Here is a 15,312-nt window from a genome sequence, read left to right on the forward strand (position 1 = left end):
CACGGTCAAGAAGGACAACAAGGATGAGTGATTCGCGCCTCTTCGGATGGGATCTGGTCAAACCCGCGAGCGGTCAGGTGGTGGCCCCCACCGAGCGCCTGCCCTGGCCCTCGACGTTCGTGCTGGGCGTGCAGCATGTGATCGCGATGTTCGGCGCCACGGTGCTGGCGCCGCTGCTGATGGGCTTCGATCCCAACGTCGCGATCCTGATGAGTGGCATCGGCACCTTGATCTTCTTTGCCGTCACCGGCGGCCGCGTGCCCAGCTACCTGGGTTCGAGCTTCGCCTTCATCGGCGTGGTGATCGCGGCCACCGGCTACGCGGGCCAGGGGCCCAATGCGAACCTGGGCGTGGCATTGGGCGGCATCATCGCCTGCGGCGTGGTCTACATGCTGCTGGGCGCGCTGGTGGCCGCCACCAATCGCCGCCATCACCGCCAGAAGCCCGTGGTAGCCGGCATGGAAGTCGACGAGATCGAAGACGGTGCCGCCACCCATTGGATCGAGAAGCTGATGCCGCCGGTGGTCACGGGCGCGGTGGTGGCCGTCATCGGCCTGAACCTGGCGCAGGTGCCCATCAAGAACATGGCGCCCACCGCGTTCGACACCTGGATGCAGGCGCTGACCTTCATCACGGTGGGACTGGTGGCTGTCTACACGCGCGGCATGGTGCAGCGCCTGCTGATCCTGGTGGGGCTGATCGTCGCCAGCCTCGTCTATGCGGTCCTCACCAACGGGCTGGGCCTGGGCAAGCCGGTCGACCTGTCGGCCGTGATGGCAGCGCCCTGGTTCGGCATGCCGAATTTCCACGCGCCGACGTTCAAGGCCGATGCCCTGCTGATCATCGCCCCGGTGGCGATCATCCTGGTGGCCGAGAACCTGGGCCACCTCAAGGCCGTCAGCGCCATGACCGGCCAGGACATGAACCCCTACATCGGCCGCGCGTTCATCGGCGACGGCCTGGCCACGGTGATCAGCGGTGCCGGCGGCGGCACCGGCGTGACCACCTATGCCGAGAACATCGGCGTCATGGCCGCCACAAAGATCTATTCGACCGCGATGTTCGTCGTGGCCGCCCTGATCGCCATCGTGCTGGGCCTGAGCCCGAAGTTCGGCGCGCTGATCCAGGCGATTCCGCTGGCGGTGATGGGCGGGGTGAGCATCGTGGTGTTCGGCCTGATCACCATGTCGGGCGCCAAGATCTGGGTGGACAACCGCGTCGACTTCACGCAAAACGGCAACCTGCTGGTGGCCGCCATCACGCTGATCCTGGGCACGGGCGACTTCACGCTCAAGTTCGGCGGCCTGTCGCTCAGCGGCATCGGGACCGCCACCTTCGGCGCCATCTTGCTCAACCTGCTGCTCAATCGACGCCGTTTTGCATGACGAACCGGGCGGCCCGGCCTCATGCAACAACATGAAAAAGGTGAGCGCCAACGCCATCCGAGGCACTCTGGCGGCGCGAAGCGCCCTCACCGACCGTTAGACTCGGACGCTTTGCCCCAAGCACCTTTTCATGGCTGACGCATCCGCCGCGCGCACCCAAGCGGTATTCGAGTTCAAGAGCGCGACGCTGCCGCTGATCGCCGTCATCCTCAAGACGGCCGACCTTGGCGTCCTTTCGGAGGCGCTCGACGCGCAACTGGCCGACTCGCCCGACTTCTTCGAACACGAGCCGGTCGTGATCGACCTCTCGCAGCTGCCCGGCGCCGATGGCTCGGACACCCCGGATGGCGATGCGGTCGAAATCGACTTTCCGATGCTGCGGGAACTGCTCGCGCGCCACCAGACCCAGCCCATCGCCGTCCGCGGCGGCACCGATGCGCAGCATGCGCAGGCACGCGCCGCCGGGCTTTCGGTGGCGGCCATGCCCGTCGCGCCCGCGCCCCGCCAGGCGCCACCCGCCGCCGCGCCCAGCCCCGCGCCGCAGATCGTGCGCGAAGTGCCGGTGCCGGCCAGCGGCACGCTGGTGATCGACCGCCCGTTGCGTTCGGGCCAGCAGGTCTACGCACGCGGCGGCGACGTGATCGTGCTGGACGTGGTGAGCTTCGGCGCCGAAGTGATCGCCGACGGCCATGTGCATGTGTATGCGCCGCTGCGCGGCAAGGCCATCGCCGGCGCCCGCGGCAACACCGAGGCCCGCATCTTCAGCACCTGCATGGAAGCCCAGCTGGTGGCCATCGCGGGCATCTACCGGACCTCCGAAGTGCCGCTGCCCGATTCGGTGCAGGGCAAGGCGGCGCAGATAAGGCTGGACGACCAGAAGCTGGTGTTCCACGCCATCGAATGACAAGACGACGACGCCGTGCCGGCGCGGCAAAGACAAGCAATTCATTTCAATCGACTTCACGACAAGAGAAGGAATCAACAGCAATGGCAAAGATCGTGGTGGTGACCTCCGGCAAAGGCGGCGTCGGCAAGACGACGACCAGCGCAAGCTTTGCTTCGGGGCTCGCCCTTGCAGGCAAGAAGACGGCCGTGATCGACTTCGACGTCGGCCTGCGCAACCTGGACCTCATCATGGGTTGCGAACGGCGCGTGGTGTTCGACCTGATCAACGTGATCCAGGGCGAAGCCAACCTGCACCAGGCGCTCATCAAGGACAAGAACTGCGAAAACCTCTTCGTGCTGGCGGCCTCGCAGACCCGAGACAAGGAAGCGTTGACGCAAGAAGGCGTCGAGAAGGTCCTCAAGGACCTGTCCGACATGGACTTCGACTACATCGTGTGCGATTCGCCGGCCGGCATCGAGACCGGCGCCATGATGGCGATGCACTTCGCCGACGAGGCGCTGGTGGTGACCAACCCCGAGGTCTCGTCGGTGCGCGACTCCGACCGCATCCTGGGCATGCTGGGCAGCAAGACCAAGCGCGCCAAGGACGGCGGCGATCCGATCAAGGAACACCTGCTCATCACCCGCTACAACCCCAACCGGGTGGCGGGCGGGCAGATGCTGTCGCTGGAAGACATCCAGGACATCCTGCGCATCAAGCTGATCGGCGTCATTCCCGAATCCGAATCGGTGCTGCAGGCTTCCAACCAGGGCATCCCGGTCATCCACGACAAGGACAGCGACGTGGGGCAAGCCTACAGCGACGTGGTCGCGCGCTTCATGGGCGAAGACCGCCCGATGCGCTTCATCGACGCGGAGAAGCCCGGCTTCTTCAAGCGTCTGTTCGGAGGGAGGTAAGCCATGTCCTTCCTCTCCTTCCTGCTCGGCGAGAAGAAGAAGACGGCCAGCGTCGCCAAGGAGCGCCTTCAGATCATCCTGGCGCACGAGCGTTCCAGCCTGAGCGGCGCCAGGCGGCCCGACTACCTGGCCGACCTGCAGCGTGAGCTGGTGGCGGTGATCACCAAGTACGTCTCGATCAAGGCCGAGGACATCAAGGTCAACCTTGAGCGCCAGGACGACCTCGAAGTGCTCGAGGTGAAGATCGAGCTGCCCGAGGGCACACCCGCGCGCCCCTGAGCGTTCGCGCCACGCGGCCACGCACCGCCGTGGCCGCTGCGCTGGGGCCGCGCTGCCCCGGGCGCCCGTTTCCGTTTATTTGCATCCGAGTCGCCGCCGATCGGTTCCAGAATCGATCAGCCTGGCGTATCGTGTCGTCGTCGAATCTTTCCACCCCAGAGAAAAAGGAGAGTCGAGGATGGCAACGAGCAGGAAGACCACCACCGGCGCAAAGCCGGCTGCAGCCAAGGCCAGCGCGCATGGCGCGCAGATGGAGGACATGCAGAAGGCCTTTGCCCAGCCCCTGAAGGAAATGGGCGAGCGCTTGCAGAACATGAATCTGGGCACGGCCGCCAGTGCCATCGCCGCCAGCCGCCGCAAGGACCTGGAAGCGATGGTCAAGGCCAACCAGAAGGCCTACCAGGGGCTCCAATCGGTGGTGGCGCGGCAAACCGAAATGCTGCGCAACTCGATCGCCGAGTGGCAGAGCACCGTCAAGACCATGCCGGGCGGCGACGCCAAGCAGAACATTGCCAAGCTCGACGAGATGGGCCGCGCCAGCTTCAAGCGCGCCCTCGACGACATCCGCGAACTGGCCGAAATGGCGGCCAAGTCTCAGGCCGATGCTTTCGAGATCGTCCGCGGACGCATCGAGGAAAACGTCGAAGAAGTGCGCGAGATGCTCAAGCCGGGCAAGAAGTAGCCCAGCGCACACCGATCCCGGCGGACTCGGTCAGGGCATCTCGGACTGCGGCCCTTTGGCGGGGCCGCTGTCCGCAGTGCCCAGGCCCAGCTTGCGCCCCAGCGAATCTCCCCAACCGCGCACCGGCCTGCTGGCCGCTGCCGAGCCCTGGGCGATGCCGCTGCGGGTGGCGTGATCCGCCTTCGCCACACCCCGACCGGCGGCGTTCGTGCCGCGCTGGATGCCGTTGCTCACCGAATTCGCGGGCGGCTGCTGGATCGTGTGGGCGCGCTGGCTGGGCGCGGGTTTGTTGAGGTCGACGTTGGCCTGCGCCGCGGCGGTTCCCGCCAGGGCCGCCAGCACGGCGGTCGATGCAAGAAGACGCAAGAAGCTCGTGGTCTTCATGGTGGTTGCTCCTGATGCTGATGTCCCAGCCCATGTTATCGCTCGACCGACCCACGCCTCTGTAGGCGCAGGGCGACGCAAGATGGCCTAGCGGTTTTCCAGGCGGTTGTAGTCCAGGATGCCCGCGCTCAGCGGCTGGGCCTTGGCGTATGCGGCGGCCAGCGCATCGCTGTGGGCCCAGAAGCGCGGGTCGGTGCGGCGCACCGCGAAGCGTTCCGCCAGCGCCGAGTAGTCCGCCTGCGATTTCAAGCCCGACATGGCCGCCACGAACGCGGGCAACTGAGTCGCAGGCACCCGATAGAACGCATTCGGGTAGCTGCCCAGAATGCCCGGCACGACGGTCAGCCGGTCTTCTTCGGGTCGCAACTGCGCCTTCTCCCGCAGGAAATACGAGACCGATTCATGCCCGTTGTCGCGAAGCAGGCTGTACCAGTGCGTCGGCCTGCCGGGTTCGTCCACGGCGAGGATGGCCGCCTCGGCAGCCCATTGCAGCGCCGCGCCGCGTACGCCGGCAAGGCGCTGCAGTTGCTCACGCAGGGCCGGGTCGGGCTCGCCGTCGATGCTCGCGAACTGGCCCGGAGCCAGCGGCTGCATGCGCTGCCGAAGCAGGTCGAGCAACTCGGTCTTGGCGTCGGCGGTCCGATAGCGGATGCCGCTGTCCGCGTCGAAGCGCGCTGGGCCGCCGTAGACCTGCTCGCGGGTCGCCAGGCTGTCGCCGCGATACCAGGCATCGCGCACGGCCTCGCGCTGATCTCGCGGCAGGAAGACGAGGAAGTTGAACTCGCCTTCCATGCGCAGGAAGTCCATGTACAGGCGCGAGTTGAGCTGATGGCCGACGTTGCCGTAGACGTCGTAGTTGGCCACCAGCAGGTAGTGGATGCGCTCGAGCAGCGGATAGCCGATCACCCACGCCGTCTTGGGCGTGTCGCCCACCAGGCCCTTGACCACACTCGCGCTGTCGAAGTGGCGCAGCACCGTGAGTGCGGCGTTGGGATTGCGCCCCTCGCCGTCCCAGACCATGGACAGGTCGAGTTGCCGGCCGCTCTGGGCCACGCGCTGGGTCAGCGCCTCGGACTTGAGCGCCAGATACGCCTTTTCCATGCGGGCGTATCGCCGCCAGGGCGCCAGCAGCCCGGTGTTGCTGCTGCCCGTGGGCAGGCGAAGCAGATCGGCCTCTTGCGACAAATGGGCCGCTAGCGACTCGTCGTAGGTCTGGGATGGCGCGAGGAAGAACACCCAGAAGCGATCGTCGATCACGTCCAGCGCCAGCTGGCCGCGGCACACCGGCCCCTTGATGAAGCCCATGATGGTGAACTCCGCCTCGTCCAGCATGAAGGTGTAGCGCGCGCCCACGGGCAGCGCCGCGAACGTCTTGAAGGGGTTGGCCGCCGTCTGCGCGTCGTAGCCCGGCAGCGCCTCGACCTCGTAGGCCGGCGCCAGGAAGAGCGAGCGCCAGCGCGCCATGCGCGCATCGTCGAGCCGATAGGGCATGTGCGTCTTGGCGACGATGCTTTCGCGCTCGGGCACCAGCCGGTAGTAGACGCGGGCCACGCCGGGGTCGTCCACCGGCCGGCGCGCCGCCACTTCGCGCACCGGCTCGCCCGGCGGCGTGATCGAGCGCACGAGCTTGAAGTATTCGTGCCGCGCCTTCGCTGCCGCCTCGTCGAAGTAGAGGTGGGCCAGGAAAAGGTGCTCGTACGCGTAGCGCGCAAAGAGCTGCTCCTTCAGCGAATCGCCATTGAAGAAGCGCTCCCAGCGCGCCACATGCCGCCGCGCCTCGGGCGATGGCTCGGGCCGCGGCTCGGCCTTGGCCCCTTGCTCCAGCCAGAGCGTCATCAGCGCATGCTCGCCGCTGGACAGACCTGGCAGGCCGAAGGGCATGCCGCCTTGCGGGTTGGCTTTCTCGTAGGCGTCGATCTGCGAACCGGCCGGGCAGCTTTGCGCACGATCAATGGAGAAGTCGATGTCGCCAGTGACCACGCCTTGGCTGGGCTGGGGATGCGCCTGCTTGAGCGCCAGCATCCGGTGCATCAGGCCCGCCGTGCGGCTGGCGTCGACGCTCGTGTCCGCATGCTCGTTGAGCACGGGAAAGAAGCCCTTGTCCCGCCACTCGGATGCCTTGGCCGCATCGACGAACAAGCGCGAAGGCTCGGCAGCGACGAGCCGCGTTGCGTCATACACCGGCACCTTGCTGGCACCGCGCGCAATACCCTCCCAGCTCGTGGTCTTCAACTGGCACGGTGCGTCGTAGCAGGCATGGCAGACCACGCAGCGCTTGTCGAGCAGCGGCTGGATCGAGCGGTCGTACGAGACCTCGTTGGCCATCGGCGCCGAGGCATGGTCGAAACGTTGAGGGTCGGCGGGGCCGAAGCGCTGGGTGAATCGATCGATGCCCACGCCGATGCCGGCGCAGGCACCGAGGATCAACAAGGCAAGCAGAAAAGGTAGGCGACGCATGGGCGCCTAGTTTGCATGGCGCTGCGTGGCTTTTCTTCAATCGTCAGGCGTCGTCGGCGTCCTGCTGTTGCTGGCGCGCCAAACGTTCGCTCTTCCAGTACACGTCGTCGCCGCCGTCCATGCGGTTGAGGACGCGGGCCAGAACGAACAGCAGATCGCTCAGCCGATTGAGATAGCGACGCGGCGCATCGTTCACGGCATCTGCGGCGCCCAAGGCGACCACGGCCCGTTCGGCGCGGCGCGCGACGGTGCGGCACACATGCGCCTGCGATGCGGCGCGATTGCCCGCCGGCAGAATGAATTCCGCCAGCCGTGGCAGCGCGGCGTTGTGCTCGGCCAGCGCGGCATCGAGTTGCAGCAGCGCGTCGTCCTTGAGCAGCGTGTAGCCCGGCATTGAGAGCTCGCCGCCCAGGTTGAACAGCTGGTGCTGCACGTCCACCAGCAGCTCGCGCACGGCTGGCGGCAGCGTCTCGCACAGCAAGAGGCCGATGTGGGAATTGAGTTCGTCCACATCGCCCATGGCCGCCACGCGCAGGTGGTGCTTGGGAACGCGGGTGTTGTCACCCAGGCCGGTGGTGCCATCGTCGCCGGTGCGGGTGGCGATCTGCGTGAGTCGGTTGGCCATGTGTCGATGTGCTCCTTCGATGCTTCTTGGATGCAGGCGGCAACTCAAGAGCCGCCACGCGCAAGCGCCTTGCGCATCAAGGCATTGTGAAGGGTCACGCCTCGGCGCACGGGCTGGCGTCGCTCCACCACCTGGAATCCGTGGAGGGCGAAGAACGGCTCGGCGGTGATGCTCACGTCCGACGTCAGCTCGGTCAGGCCCAGGGCGGCCGCCTCTTCATGGATGCGCGCCATCAGCCGGGTGCCGATGCCGCGTCGCGGATGGGCACCGGAGACGAAGAAGTGGTCGATGTAGCCATCCAGCTGAACGTCCGCATAGCCGACGATTTCACCGGCAAGCACGGCCACGAAGGGGCGAATGCGTTGGACGCGCTGCGCCCAAAGGTTCATGTCGAGGTCCGCCGGCGCCCATGCCTCGACTTGCTCGGCAGAGTAGTTGAGCGAGGCGATCTCGTGAATGGCGGTGAAGTACACATGGAACAAGGCCGCTTCATCACCCAGCCTGAACCGGCGAATCTCCATGACGTGCTCCTGCGGCAGCCGTGATCGATGACTGCGTGGTGTCGCAGGCGCAAAGGGCGCAACGCCCTTGCCTGCAACCTCGGAATCAGTCCGATCAGCCCGATCAGTCTGGAATGACCGCCGTCGCCTCGATCTCGACCTTGGCGCGGTCCTCGATGAGCGCCGTCACCTGCACCGCCGTCATCGCGGCGTTGTAGCTGCCGATCAGTTCGCGAAACGCCTGGCCCACTTCGCGGCCCGCGGCGAGGTATTCGCGCTTGTCGGTCACATACCAGGTCATGCGCACGATGTGCTCGGGCTTGCCACCGGCCTCGCGCAGAACGTCGACGATGTTCTGCAGCGCCTGGCGCGCCTGCTGCGCGAAGTCGTCGCTGTGAAACACGCATTGCGCATCCCAGCCGATCATGCCGGCGATGTAGACCTGCCGGCCCCGCGCCATCACGCCGTTGGCATAGCCCTTGGGACGCGGCCAGCCTTCCGGAAGCAGCACTTGGGTCATCTTGTGGTTCTCCTGTTCTTGCGATGTCTTGACGTCATTGCTGCGCGGCGTGCTGCTTGAGCATCTCGCGGGCGATGATCAGTTGCTGGACTTCGGTGGCGCCTTCGTAGATGCGCAGCGCGCGGATCTCGCGATACAGGCGCTCGACCGTCTGCTCGCTCACCACGCCCAGACCACCGAACATCTGCACCGCCGCATCGATCACCTGCTGCGCGCCTTCGGTGGCGGCCAGCTTGGCCATCGCGGCTTCGCGCGTCACGTTGCCGCCCTGGTCGCGCTGCCAGGCGGCGCGGTAGATGAGCAGTGCCGATGAGTCGATGGTCAGCGCCATCTGCGCCAGCTTGGCCTGCGTGAGCTGGAAGTCGGCCAGCGTCTGGTTGAACATCTTGCGGCTGGTGGCCCGCTGCATGGCCGCATCCAGTGCGCAGCGCGCGAAGCCGAGCGAGGCCGCGGCCACGGAAGTGCGAAACACGTCCAGCGTGCGCATGGCCACCTTGAAGCCCTCTCCCGCCGCGCCGACGCGCTGCGAAAGCGGAATGCGGCAGTTGGAAAAGCGCAGCCGTGCCAGTGGGTGCGGCGCGATGACGTTGATGCGCTCGGCGATTTCGAATCCCGGTGCATCGGCCTCGACGATGAAAGCCGAGATGCCGCGCGCCCCCGGCGCCTCGCCCGTGCGGGCGAAGACGACATAGAAGTCGGCGATGCCGCCATTGGAGATCCAGGTCTTCTCACCGTTGAGCACCACGTGATCGCCTTCGACCTGGGCGCTGCACTGCATGGCGGCCACGTCGGAGCCGGCCTCGGGTTCGGACAGGGCGAAGGCGCTGATGGCCTCGCCGCGCATCACGCGCGGCAGGTAGCGCTCGCGCTGTTCGGGCGTGCCGGCCAGGCTGATCGCACCGGAGCCCAGCCCCTGCATCGCAAAGGCGAAATCGGCCAGGCCCGAATGGCGCGCCAGCGTCTCGCGGATCAGGCAGATGGCACGGGTGTCGATGGTGTCGCCCACCGCGTGCTCGAGCCAGCCGCCCTGCCCCAGCTTGCGCACCAGCGATTTGCATTCGGCGTCGACATCGGGGCCGTGATGGTGCGGCACGTGCTGAGCGGCCCAGGCGTCGAGCTCGAGCGCGAGCGAGCGATGGCGCTCCTCGAAAAACGGCCACTGCAGGTACTGTGTGTCACTCATCTCGCTGGTCTCCTTGTCCTTTTTGAGCGCTTCAATTGCCTTCGAACTTGGGCTTTTGCTTCGCGACGAAGGCGTGATAGGCCCGCGAGAAGTCTTCGGTCAGCATGCAGATGGCCTGGGCCTGCGCTTCGGCCTCGATGGCCTGCTCCAGCGTCATCGCCCATTCCTGATGCAGCATGGTCTTGGTGATGCCGTTGGCGAAGGTCGGGCCGGCCACCAGGTCGGCCGCCAGGGCCTGCGCGACCGCCAGCACTTCCTCGGGCGAGGCCAGGCGATTGAAGAAGCCCCAGCGTTCGCCCTCTTCGCCGCCCAGTGAACGGCCGGTGTAGAGCAGCTCGCTCGCACGGCCTTGGCCGATGATGCGCGGCAGGATGGCGCAGGCACCCATGTCGCAGCCAGCGAGGCCGACGCGATTGAACAGGAAGGCGGTCTTGCTGCGTGCGGTGCCGATGCGCATGTCGGACGACATGGCCACGATGGCACCCGCGCCGGCGCACACGCCGTCCACCGCCGCGATGATGGGTTGCGGGCAGGCGCGCATCGCCTTGACCAGATCGCCGGTCATGCGGGTGAAGGCCAGCAGTTCGGGCGCCTTCAGCCGCACCAGCGGCCCGATGATCTCGTGCACGTCGCCGCCGGAGCAGAAGTTGCCGCCCGCGCCGGTGACCACCACTGCCTTCACGTCGGTGGCGTATTTCAGTTGGCCGAAGAAGTCGCGCAGCTCCGCGTACGAGTCGAAGGTGAGCGGGTTCTTGCGTTCGGGCCGGTTGAGCGTGATCGTGGCGACGCCGGCTTCGACCTGCAAAGCGAAGTGCGTCGGAACGTAGTCGGCCACCTGCTTGAAGTTGCCGGCGGCCAGCGCCGGATCGACGCGAGGTGTTTCGGTAGAGGTGCTCATGCGTTGTCCTGTGGGCTTGGGTCGTGTTGGATCAGCTGCACGCGCAGCTCGCCGAGGTGGGCGTGAACCTGCTGCATGGCCTTGGCGTCCATGCTGGAGAACAGGTCGAGGATCCATTGCTCGTGGGCGGCGGCCATGGTCTCGAACAGACGCCGGCCCTTGGGCGTGAGGCGCACGATCCAGGCGCGGCGGTCGGTGGGGCTGCTTTCGCGCGAGACGAGGCCTTCGCGCGAGAGCTCGTCGGTCAGGCCGGTCACGTTGCCGCCGGTGACCATGAGGAACTTCGAAAGCGCCCGCATCTTCATGCCATCGGGATGGCGATAGAGCTGCGCCATGTAGTCGAAGCGCGCGAGCGAGATGTCAAAGCGGTCGCGCAGCCGCCGGCGAATCTCGGCTTCGATCTGCGTGGTGGTGGCCAGCATGCGCAGCCACAGCTTGAGCGCGGCATGGTCGCCACTGTGGGCGCGTCCTTCGAGGCCGAGTTCTTCGGCTTCGCTCAGCACGGCATGGGAAGGGTCGTTCTGTTTCATGGCAATGGTCCGGTCGGTTTCTCCGGCGTTGTTCAGGTGCCCAGCGCGCGGTTGGCCTGTTCCAGCGCCGACAGGCCGGTGGCCTGCGCGGCGGCGGCGCGTTCGCGTTCCAGGTTGCGCTCCAGCTGCATCTTGGCGGCGCGGTACTGCTTGGGCCACGCCACGTCGGGGTAGCCGATCTTGGCCGATTCCATCAGCGTCCACGACGGATTGGCCAGGTGCGGCCGCGCGACCGCGCACAGATCCGCGCGGCCGGCCGCGATGATGCTGTTGACGTGATCGGCCTCGGAGATCGCGCCGACGGCGATGGTCGGGATGCCGGCCTCGTTGCGGATTCGATCGGCGAACGGCGTCTGGAACATGCGGCCGTAGACGGGCTGCTCCTTCTTGCTGACCTGGCCGGACGAACAGTCGATCATGTCCGCACCAGCGGCCTTGAAGGCGCGAGCGATCTGCACGGCGTCGTCCGCGGTGATGCCGCCTTCGACCCAGTCGTGCGCCGAGATGCGCACGGACATCGGCAGATGCTGCGGCCAGGCTTCGCGCACCGCCTCGAAGACTTCGAGCGGGTAGCGAAGGCGGTTTTCCAGCGAGCCGCCGTATTCGTCGGTGCGCTGGTTGGTCAGCGGCGAGATGAAGGACGACAGCAGGTAGCCGTGCGCACAGTGCAGTTCCAGCCAGTCGAAACCGGCCTCGACCGCGCGGTGCGTGGCTTGCACGAAGTCCTGCTTGACGCGCTCCATGTCGTCGCGCGTCATGGCGCGCGATACATCGCTGACGCCGTCCACGTACTGCTGGGGCGAAGCCGAGATCAGCGGCCAGTTGCCCGATTCCAGCGGCTGGTCGATGCCTTCCCAAGCGAGGCGGGTCGACCCCTTGGCGCCAGCGTGGCCCAGCTGGATGCCGATCTTCGCGTCGCTGTTGGCATGCACGAACTCGACGATGCGCTTCCAGCCGTTGCGCTGCTCGTCGTTCCAGATGCCGGGGCAGCCGGGGGTGATGCGCGCGTCGGGCGAAGTGCAGGTCATCTCGACCATGACCAGGCCGGCGCCACCCATGGCGCGGGCGCCCAGGTGGACCAGGTGGTAGTCGGCGGGCATGCCCTCCACGCAGGAGTACTGCGCCATCGGCGAGACCATGACGCGGTTCTTGAGCGTCACGCCGCGCATGGTGAAGGGCGTGAACATGGGTGGCACGGCCTGCCGGGCGGCGCCGCGCGTGGTGCCGCTGCGGTCGGCCAGCCAGTCCTCGAACTCTTCCACGTAGCCCTTGTCGCGCAGGCGCAGGTTCTCGTGGCTGATGCGCTGGCTGCGGGTCAGCAGCGAATAGGCGAACTGTTCGGGCGGCATGTTGACGTAGCGGTCGACGTGCTCGAACCACTCGGTCGAATTGCGCGCCGCGTTCTGGATGCGCAGGACTTCCACGCTGCGCACTTCCTCGTAGTGCTGCAGGGCGGCGTCGAGGTCGTCCGGCGTCTTGCCGATGCAGCGCGCCAGTTCGATCGCGTCTTCCAGGGCCAGCTTGGTGCCCGAGCCGATGGAGAAATGGGCCGTGTGGGCGGCATCGCCCATCAGCACGACGCGACGGTTGCGATGGTCCGCGTCGCGGTAAACCCAGCGCTTGCACACCACGCGCGGAAAGCGGATCCATTGCGACGATCCACGCAGGTGGCCGGCATTGGAGATGAGCGGATGGCCGTCCAGGTACTTGGCGAAAAGCTTCTCGCAAAAGGCGATGGACTCCTCCTTCTCCATCTTGTCCAGGCCGGCGGCCTCCCACACGCGCTGCGGCGCCTCCACGATGAAGGTGCTGTGCGTGTCGTCGAAGCGATAGGCGTGGGCTTGGAACCAGCCGTGTTCGGTCTGCTCGAAGGCGAAGGTGAATGCGTCGAACAGCTTGGTCGTGCCCAGCCAGACAAACCGGCAGTCGCGCAGGTCGATGTCCGGCTCGTAGGTGGCGGCGTACTTGGCGCGGATGCGGCTGTTCAGGCCGTCGCTGGCAATGACGAGGTCGGCGTCAGCGTAGGCGGCGTCGTCCTGCACGTCGGTCTCGAACACCAACTCCACCCCCACCTGCTCGCAGCGCCGCTGCAGGATGTTGAGCAGGCGCTTGCGGCCGATGCCGCAGAAGCCGTGGCCGCCCGAAGTGAGCTTGTGGCCGCGGATGTTCACCTCCACATCGTCCCAGTGGTTGAAGGCGTCCAGGATTTCCGCCGCGCTATGCGGATCGGCCTGCTGCAGGTTGCCCAGGGTCTGGTCGGAGAACACCACACCCCAGCCGAAGGTGTCGTAGGGGCGATTGCGCTCGACCACCACCACCTCGTGCGCAGGGTTCTGGCGCTTCATGAGCAGCGCAAAATACAGGCCGGCAGGGCCACCGCCGATGCAGACGATCTTCATTCGCTCTCTCCAGGTCGCCCTGCGCCGGCCGCCGTCGTCAGGCGTAGAGCGCAAAAGCTTGCGGGTTAAATCATTCAGTCCTAAACGATTCTAGCGGCTCTGGTATTGCAGCGCCAGTGGTGGCCGTGGGGCAATGCGTTTCGAAACGCTGCACGCTGAGCCTGTGGTTCGTAGAATGGCCGATCGCCGACGTCACGGCCGCCACGAGGAGACGCCTCTCATGAATGCCCCCACCGCCATTTCGCACCTGGTCCCCGAGTCGCATCAGCGCGAAGTCCCTGCGGCCCTCATCGATGCGCTCAAGTCGCGCTTTGGCGATCGCTGTTCCACGGCCATGGCGGTGCGCGAGCAGCATGGCCGAGACGAGTCGTCCTTCGACGCGCCGCCTCCCGCCGCCGTCATCTTTGCCGAAAGCACCGAAGACGTGGCCGCCGCCGTCAAGTTGGTCTCCGAGCATGCCGTGCCGGTCATTCCGTTCGGCGTGGGCTCCTCGCTGGAAGGCCATCTGCTGGCAGTGCAGGGCGGCATCAGCATCGACGTGTCGCGCATGAACAAGGTCCTGTCGGTCAATGCCGAAGACCTGACGGTGACGGTGCAGCCGGGCGTGACGCGCAAGCAGTTGAACGAAGAGATCAAGAACACGGGCTTGTTCTTTCCCATCGATCCGGGCGCGGACGCTTCCATTGGCGGCATGACGGCCACGCGCGCCAGCGGCACCAATGCCGTTCGCTACGGCACGATGCGCGAGAACGTGCTGGCGCTGGAAGTCGTCACCGCCAGCGGCGAAGTCATCCGCACCGGCACCCGGGCCAAGAAAAGCTCGGCCGGCTACGACCTGACGCGCCTGTTCATCGGCAGCGAAGGCACGCTGGGCGTGGTGACCGAGGTCACGCTGCGCATCTATCCGCTTCCCGAAGCGGTCTCCGCGGCCATCTGCTCGTTCCCGAGCATCGAAGCCGCCGTGCGCACCGTGATCCAGACCATCCAGTTGGGCGTGCCGATCGCGCGCGTGGAGTTGATCGACCACCACACGGTGCGGATGGTCAATGCCTACGCCAAGCTGGGCCTGCGTGAAGAAGCCATGCTGCTGATGGAGTTCCATGGCTCGCCGGCCGGCGTGAAGGAGCAGGCCGAGACGGTCCAGGAGATTGCCAGCGAGTTTGGCGGCAAGGCCTTCGAATGGGCCAGCACGCCCGAGGAGCGCACGCGCCTGTGGACCGCGCGGCACAACGCTTACTTTGCGGCGGTGCAGTCACGCCCGGGTTGCCGGGTGATCTCCACCGACACGTGCGTGCCGATCTCGCGTCTGGCCGACTGCCTGCTCGACTCCGTCGCCGAGGCCGATGCCAGCGGCATCCCCTACTTCCTCGTGGGCCACGTGGGCGACGGCAACTTCCACTTCGGCTATCTGCTCGACCCCAATGCGCCCGAGGAGCGCATCACGGCCGAGAAGCTCAACCATGCGCTGGTTTCGCGGGCGCTGGCGCTGGGCGGCACCTGCACCGGCGAGCACGGGGTCGGCCTGCACAAGATGGGCTTCCTGGTGGATGAGGCAGGCGCTGGCGCGGTCGACATGATGCGGACCATCAAGCGCGCGCTCGACCCGAAGAACATCATGAACCCCGGGAAGATCTTCAGCCTCTAGGAGAGGCGTCAGGCTCCCGCCG

15 protein-coding genes are annotated in these 15,312 nt (G+C 66.6%); 6 read left to right on the plus strand and 9 right to left on the minus strand.

Annotated elements, in window-relative coordinates; translation table 11 throughout:
• Window positions 1-23 precede the first annotated feature (23 nt).
• The 5 genes from QTH91_RS19670 (at window position 24) to phaP (ending at window position 4,149) form a co-directional block, all read left to right on the plus strand.
• Entirely contained in the window at window positions 24-1,385 is a 1,362-nt protein-coding gene (locus tag QTH91_RS19670) for a solute carrier family 23 protein (protein ID WP_286661833.1), read from the plus strand.
• 130 nt (window positions 1,386-1,515) lie between these two features.
• The gene (minC, locus tag QTH91_RS19675) at window positions 1,516-2,289 is read left to right on the plus strand and encodes a septum site-determining protein MinC (protein ID WP_286661834.1); all 774 of its coding nucleotides are present in this window, start codon (window positions 1,516-1,518) and stop codon (window positions 2,287-2,289) included.
• Between the two features lie 83 nt (window positions 2,290-2,372).
• Entirely contained in the window at window positions 2,373-3,188 is an 816-nt protein-coding gene (gene minD / locus QTH91_RS19680; RefSeq protein WP_286661835.1) for a septum site-determining protein MinD, read from the plus strand.
• 3 nt (window positions 3,189-3,191) lie between these two features.
• Entirely contained in the window at window positions 3,192-3,467 is a 276-nt protein-coding gene (gene minE, locus QTH91_RS19685; protein WP_286661836.1) for a cell division topological specificity factor MinE, read from the plus strand.
• A 178-nt stretch (window positions 3,468-3,645) separates the two neighbouring features.
• On the plus strand, window positions 3,646-4,149 hold the full coding sequence (gene phaP / locus QTH91_RS19690; RefSeq protein WP_286661837.1) for a TIGR01841 family phasin: 504 nt from the start codon (window positions 3,646-3,648) through the stop codon (window positions 4,147-4,149).
• A 30-nt stretch (window positions 4,150-4,179) separates the two neighbouring features.
• On the opposite strand, the gene QTH91_RS19695 is transcribed toward phaP, so the two are convergent.
• The 9 genes from QTH91_RS19695 to QTH91_RS19735 all read right to left on the minus strand — a co-directional run bounded on the left by QTH91_RS19695 (window position 4,180) and on the right by QTH91_RS19735 (window position 13,645).
• Window positions 4,180-4,533, minus strand: coding sequence for a hypothetical protein (locus QTH91_RS19695; RefSeq protein ID WP_286661838.1), 354 nt, complete (start codon window positions 4,531-4,533; stop codon window positions 4,180-4,182).
• Between the two features lie 87 nt (window positions 4,534-4,620).
• The gene (locus QTH91_RS19700; protein ID WP_286661839.1) at window positions 4,621-6,990 is read right to left on the minus strand and encodes a fatty acid cis/trans isomerase; all 2,370 of its coding nucleotides are present in this window, start codon (window positions 6,988-6,990) and stop codon (window positions 4,621-4,623) included.
• Between the two features lie 43 nt (window positions 6,991-7,033).
• Complete coding sequence (locus QTH91_RS19705) at window positions 7,034-7,615, minus strand: cob(I)yrinic acid a,c-diamide adenosyltransferase (protein ID WP_286661840.1); 582 nt, start codon at window positions 7,613-7,615, stop codon at window positions 7,034-7,036.
• Window positions 7,616-7,659: 44 nt separating this feature from the next.
• Complete coding sequence (locus QTH91_RS19710; RefSeq protein WP_286661841.1) at window positions 7,660-8,136, minus strand: GNAT family N-acetyltransferase; 477 nt, start codon at window positions 8,134-8,136, stop codon at window positions 7,660-7,662.
• Window positions 8,137-8,239: 103 nt separating this feature from the next.
• The gene (locus QTH91_RS19715) at window positions 8,240-8,635 is read right to left on the minus strand and encodes a RidA family protein (RefSeq protein ID WP_286661842.1); all 396 of its coding nucleotides are present in this window, start codon (window positions 8,633-8,635) and stop codon (window positions 8,240-8,242) included.
• Window positions 8,636-8,669: 34 nt separating this feature from the next.
• Window positions 8,670-9,818 (minus strand): acyl-CoA dehydrogenase family protein, encoded by a 1,149-nt coding sequence (locus tag QTH91_RS19720; RefSeq protein WP_286661843.1) that lies wholly within the window; start codon window positions 9,816-9,818, stop codon window positions 8,670-8,672.
• A gap of 31 nt (window positions 9,819-9,849) precedes the next feature.
• Window positions 9,850-10,716, minus strand: coding sequence for an enoyl-CoA hydratase family protein (locus tag QTH91_RS19725; RefSeq protein ID WP_286661844.1), 867 nt, complete (start codon window positions 10,714-10,716; stop codon window positions 9,850-9,852).
• The gene (locus QTH91_RS19730) at window positions 10,713-11,246 is read right to left on the minus strand and encodes a MarR family winged helix-turn-helix transcriptional regulator (RefSeq protein ID WP_286661845.1); all 534 of its coding nucleotides are present in this window, start codon (window positions 11,244-11,246) and stop codon (window positions 10,713-10,715) included. The genes QTH91_RS19725 and QTH91_RS19730 overlap by 4 nt, the downstream gene beginning before the upstream one ends.
• A gap of 32 nt (window positions 11,247-11,278) precedes the next feature.
• The gene (locus tag QTH91_RS19735; protein WP_286661846.1) at window positions 11,279-13,645 is read right to left on the minus strand and encodes a bifunctional salicylyl-CoA 5-hydroxylase/oxidoreductase; all 2,367 of its coding nucleotides are present in this window, start codon (window positions 13,643-13,645) and stop codon (window positions 11,279-11,281) included.
• Window positions 13,646-13,865: 220 nt separating this feature from the next.
• On the opposite strand from QTH91_RS19735, the gene QTH91_RS19740 reads away from it, so the two are divergent.
• The gene (locus tag QTH91_RS19740; protein WP_286661847.1) at window positions 13,866-15,290 is read left to right on the plus strand and encodes an FAD-binding oxidoreductase; all 1,425 of its coding nucleotides are present in this window, start codon (window positions 13,866-13,868) and stop codon (window positions 15,288-15,290) included.
• Window positions 15,291-15,312: the final 22 nt, after the last annotated feature.

This window comes from Variovorax dokdonensis, from assembly GCF_030316895.1.
In the GTDB taxonomy this organism is placed as follows: Bacteria; Pseudomonadota; Gammaproteobacteria; order Burkholderiales; family Burkholderiaceae_C; genus Variovorax; species Variovorax dokdonensis.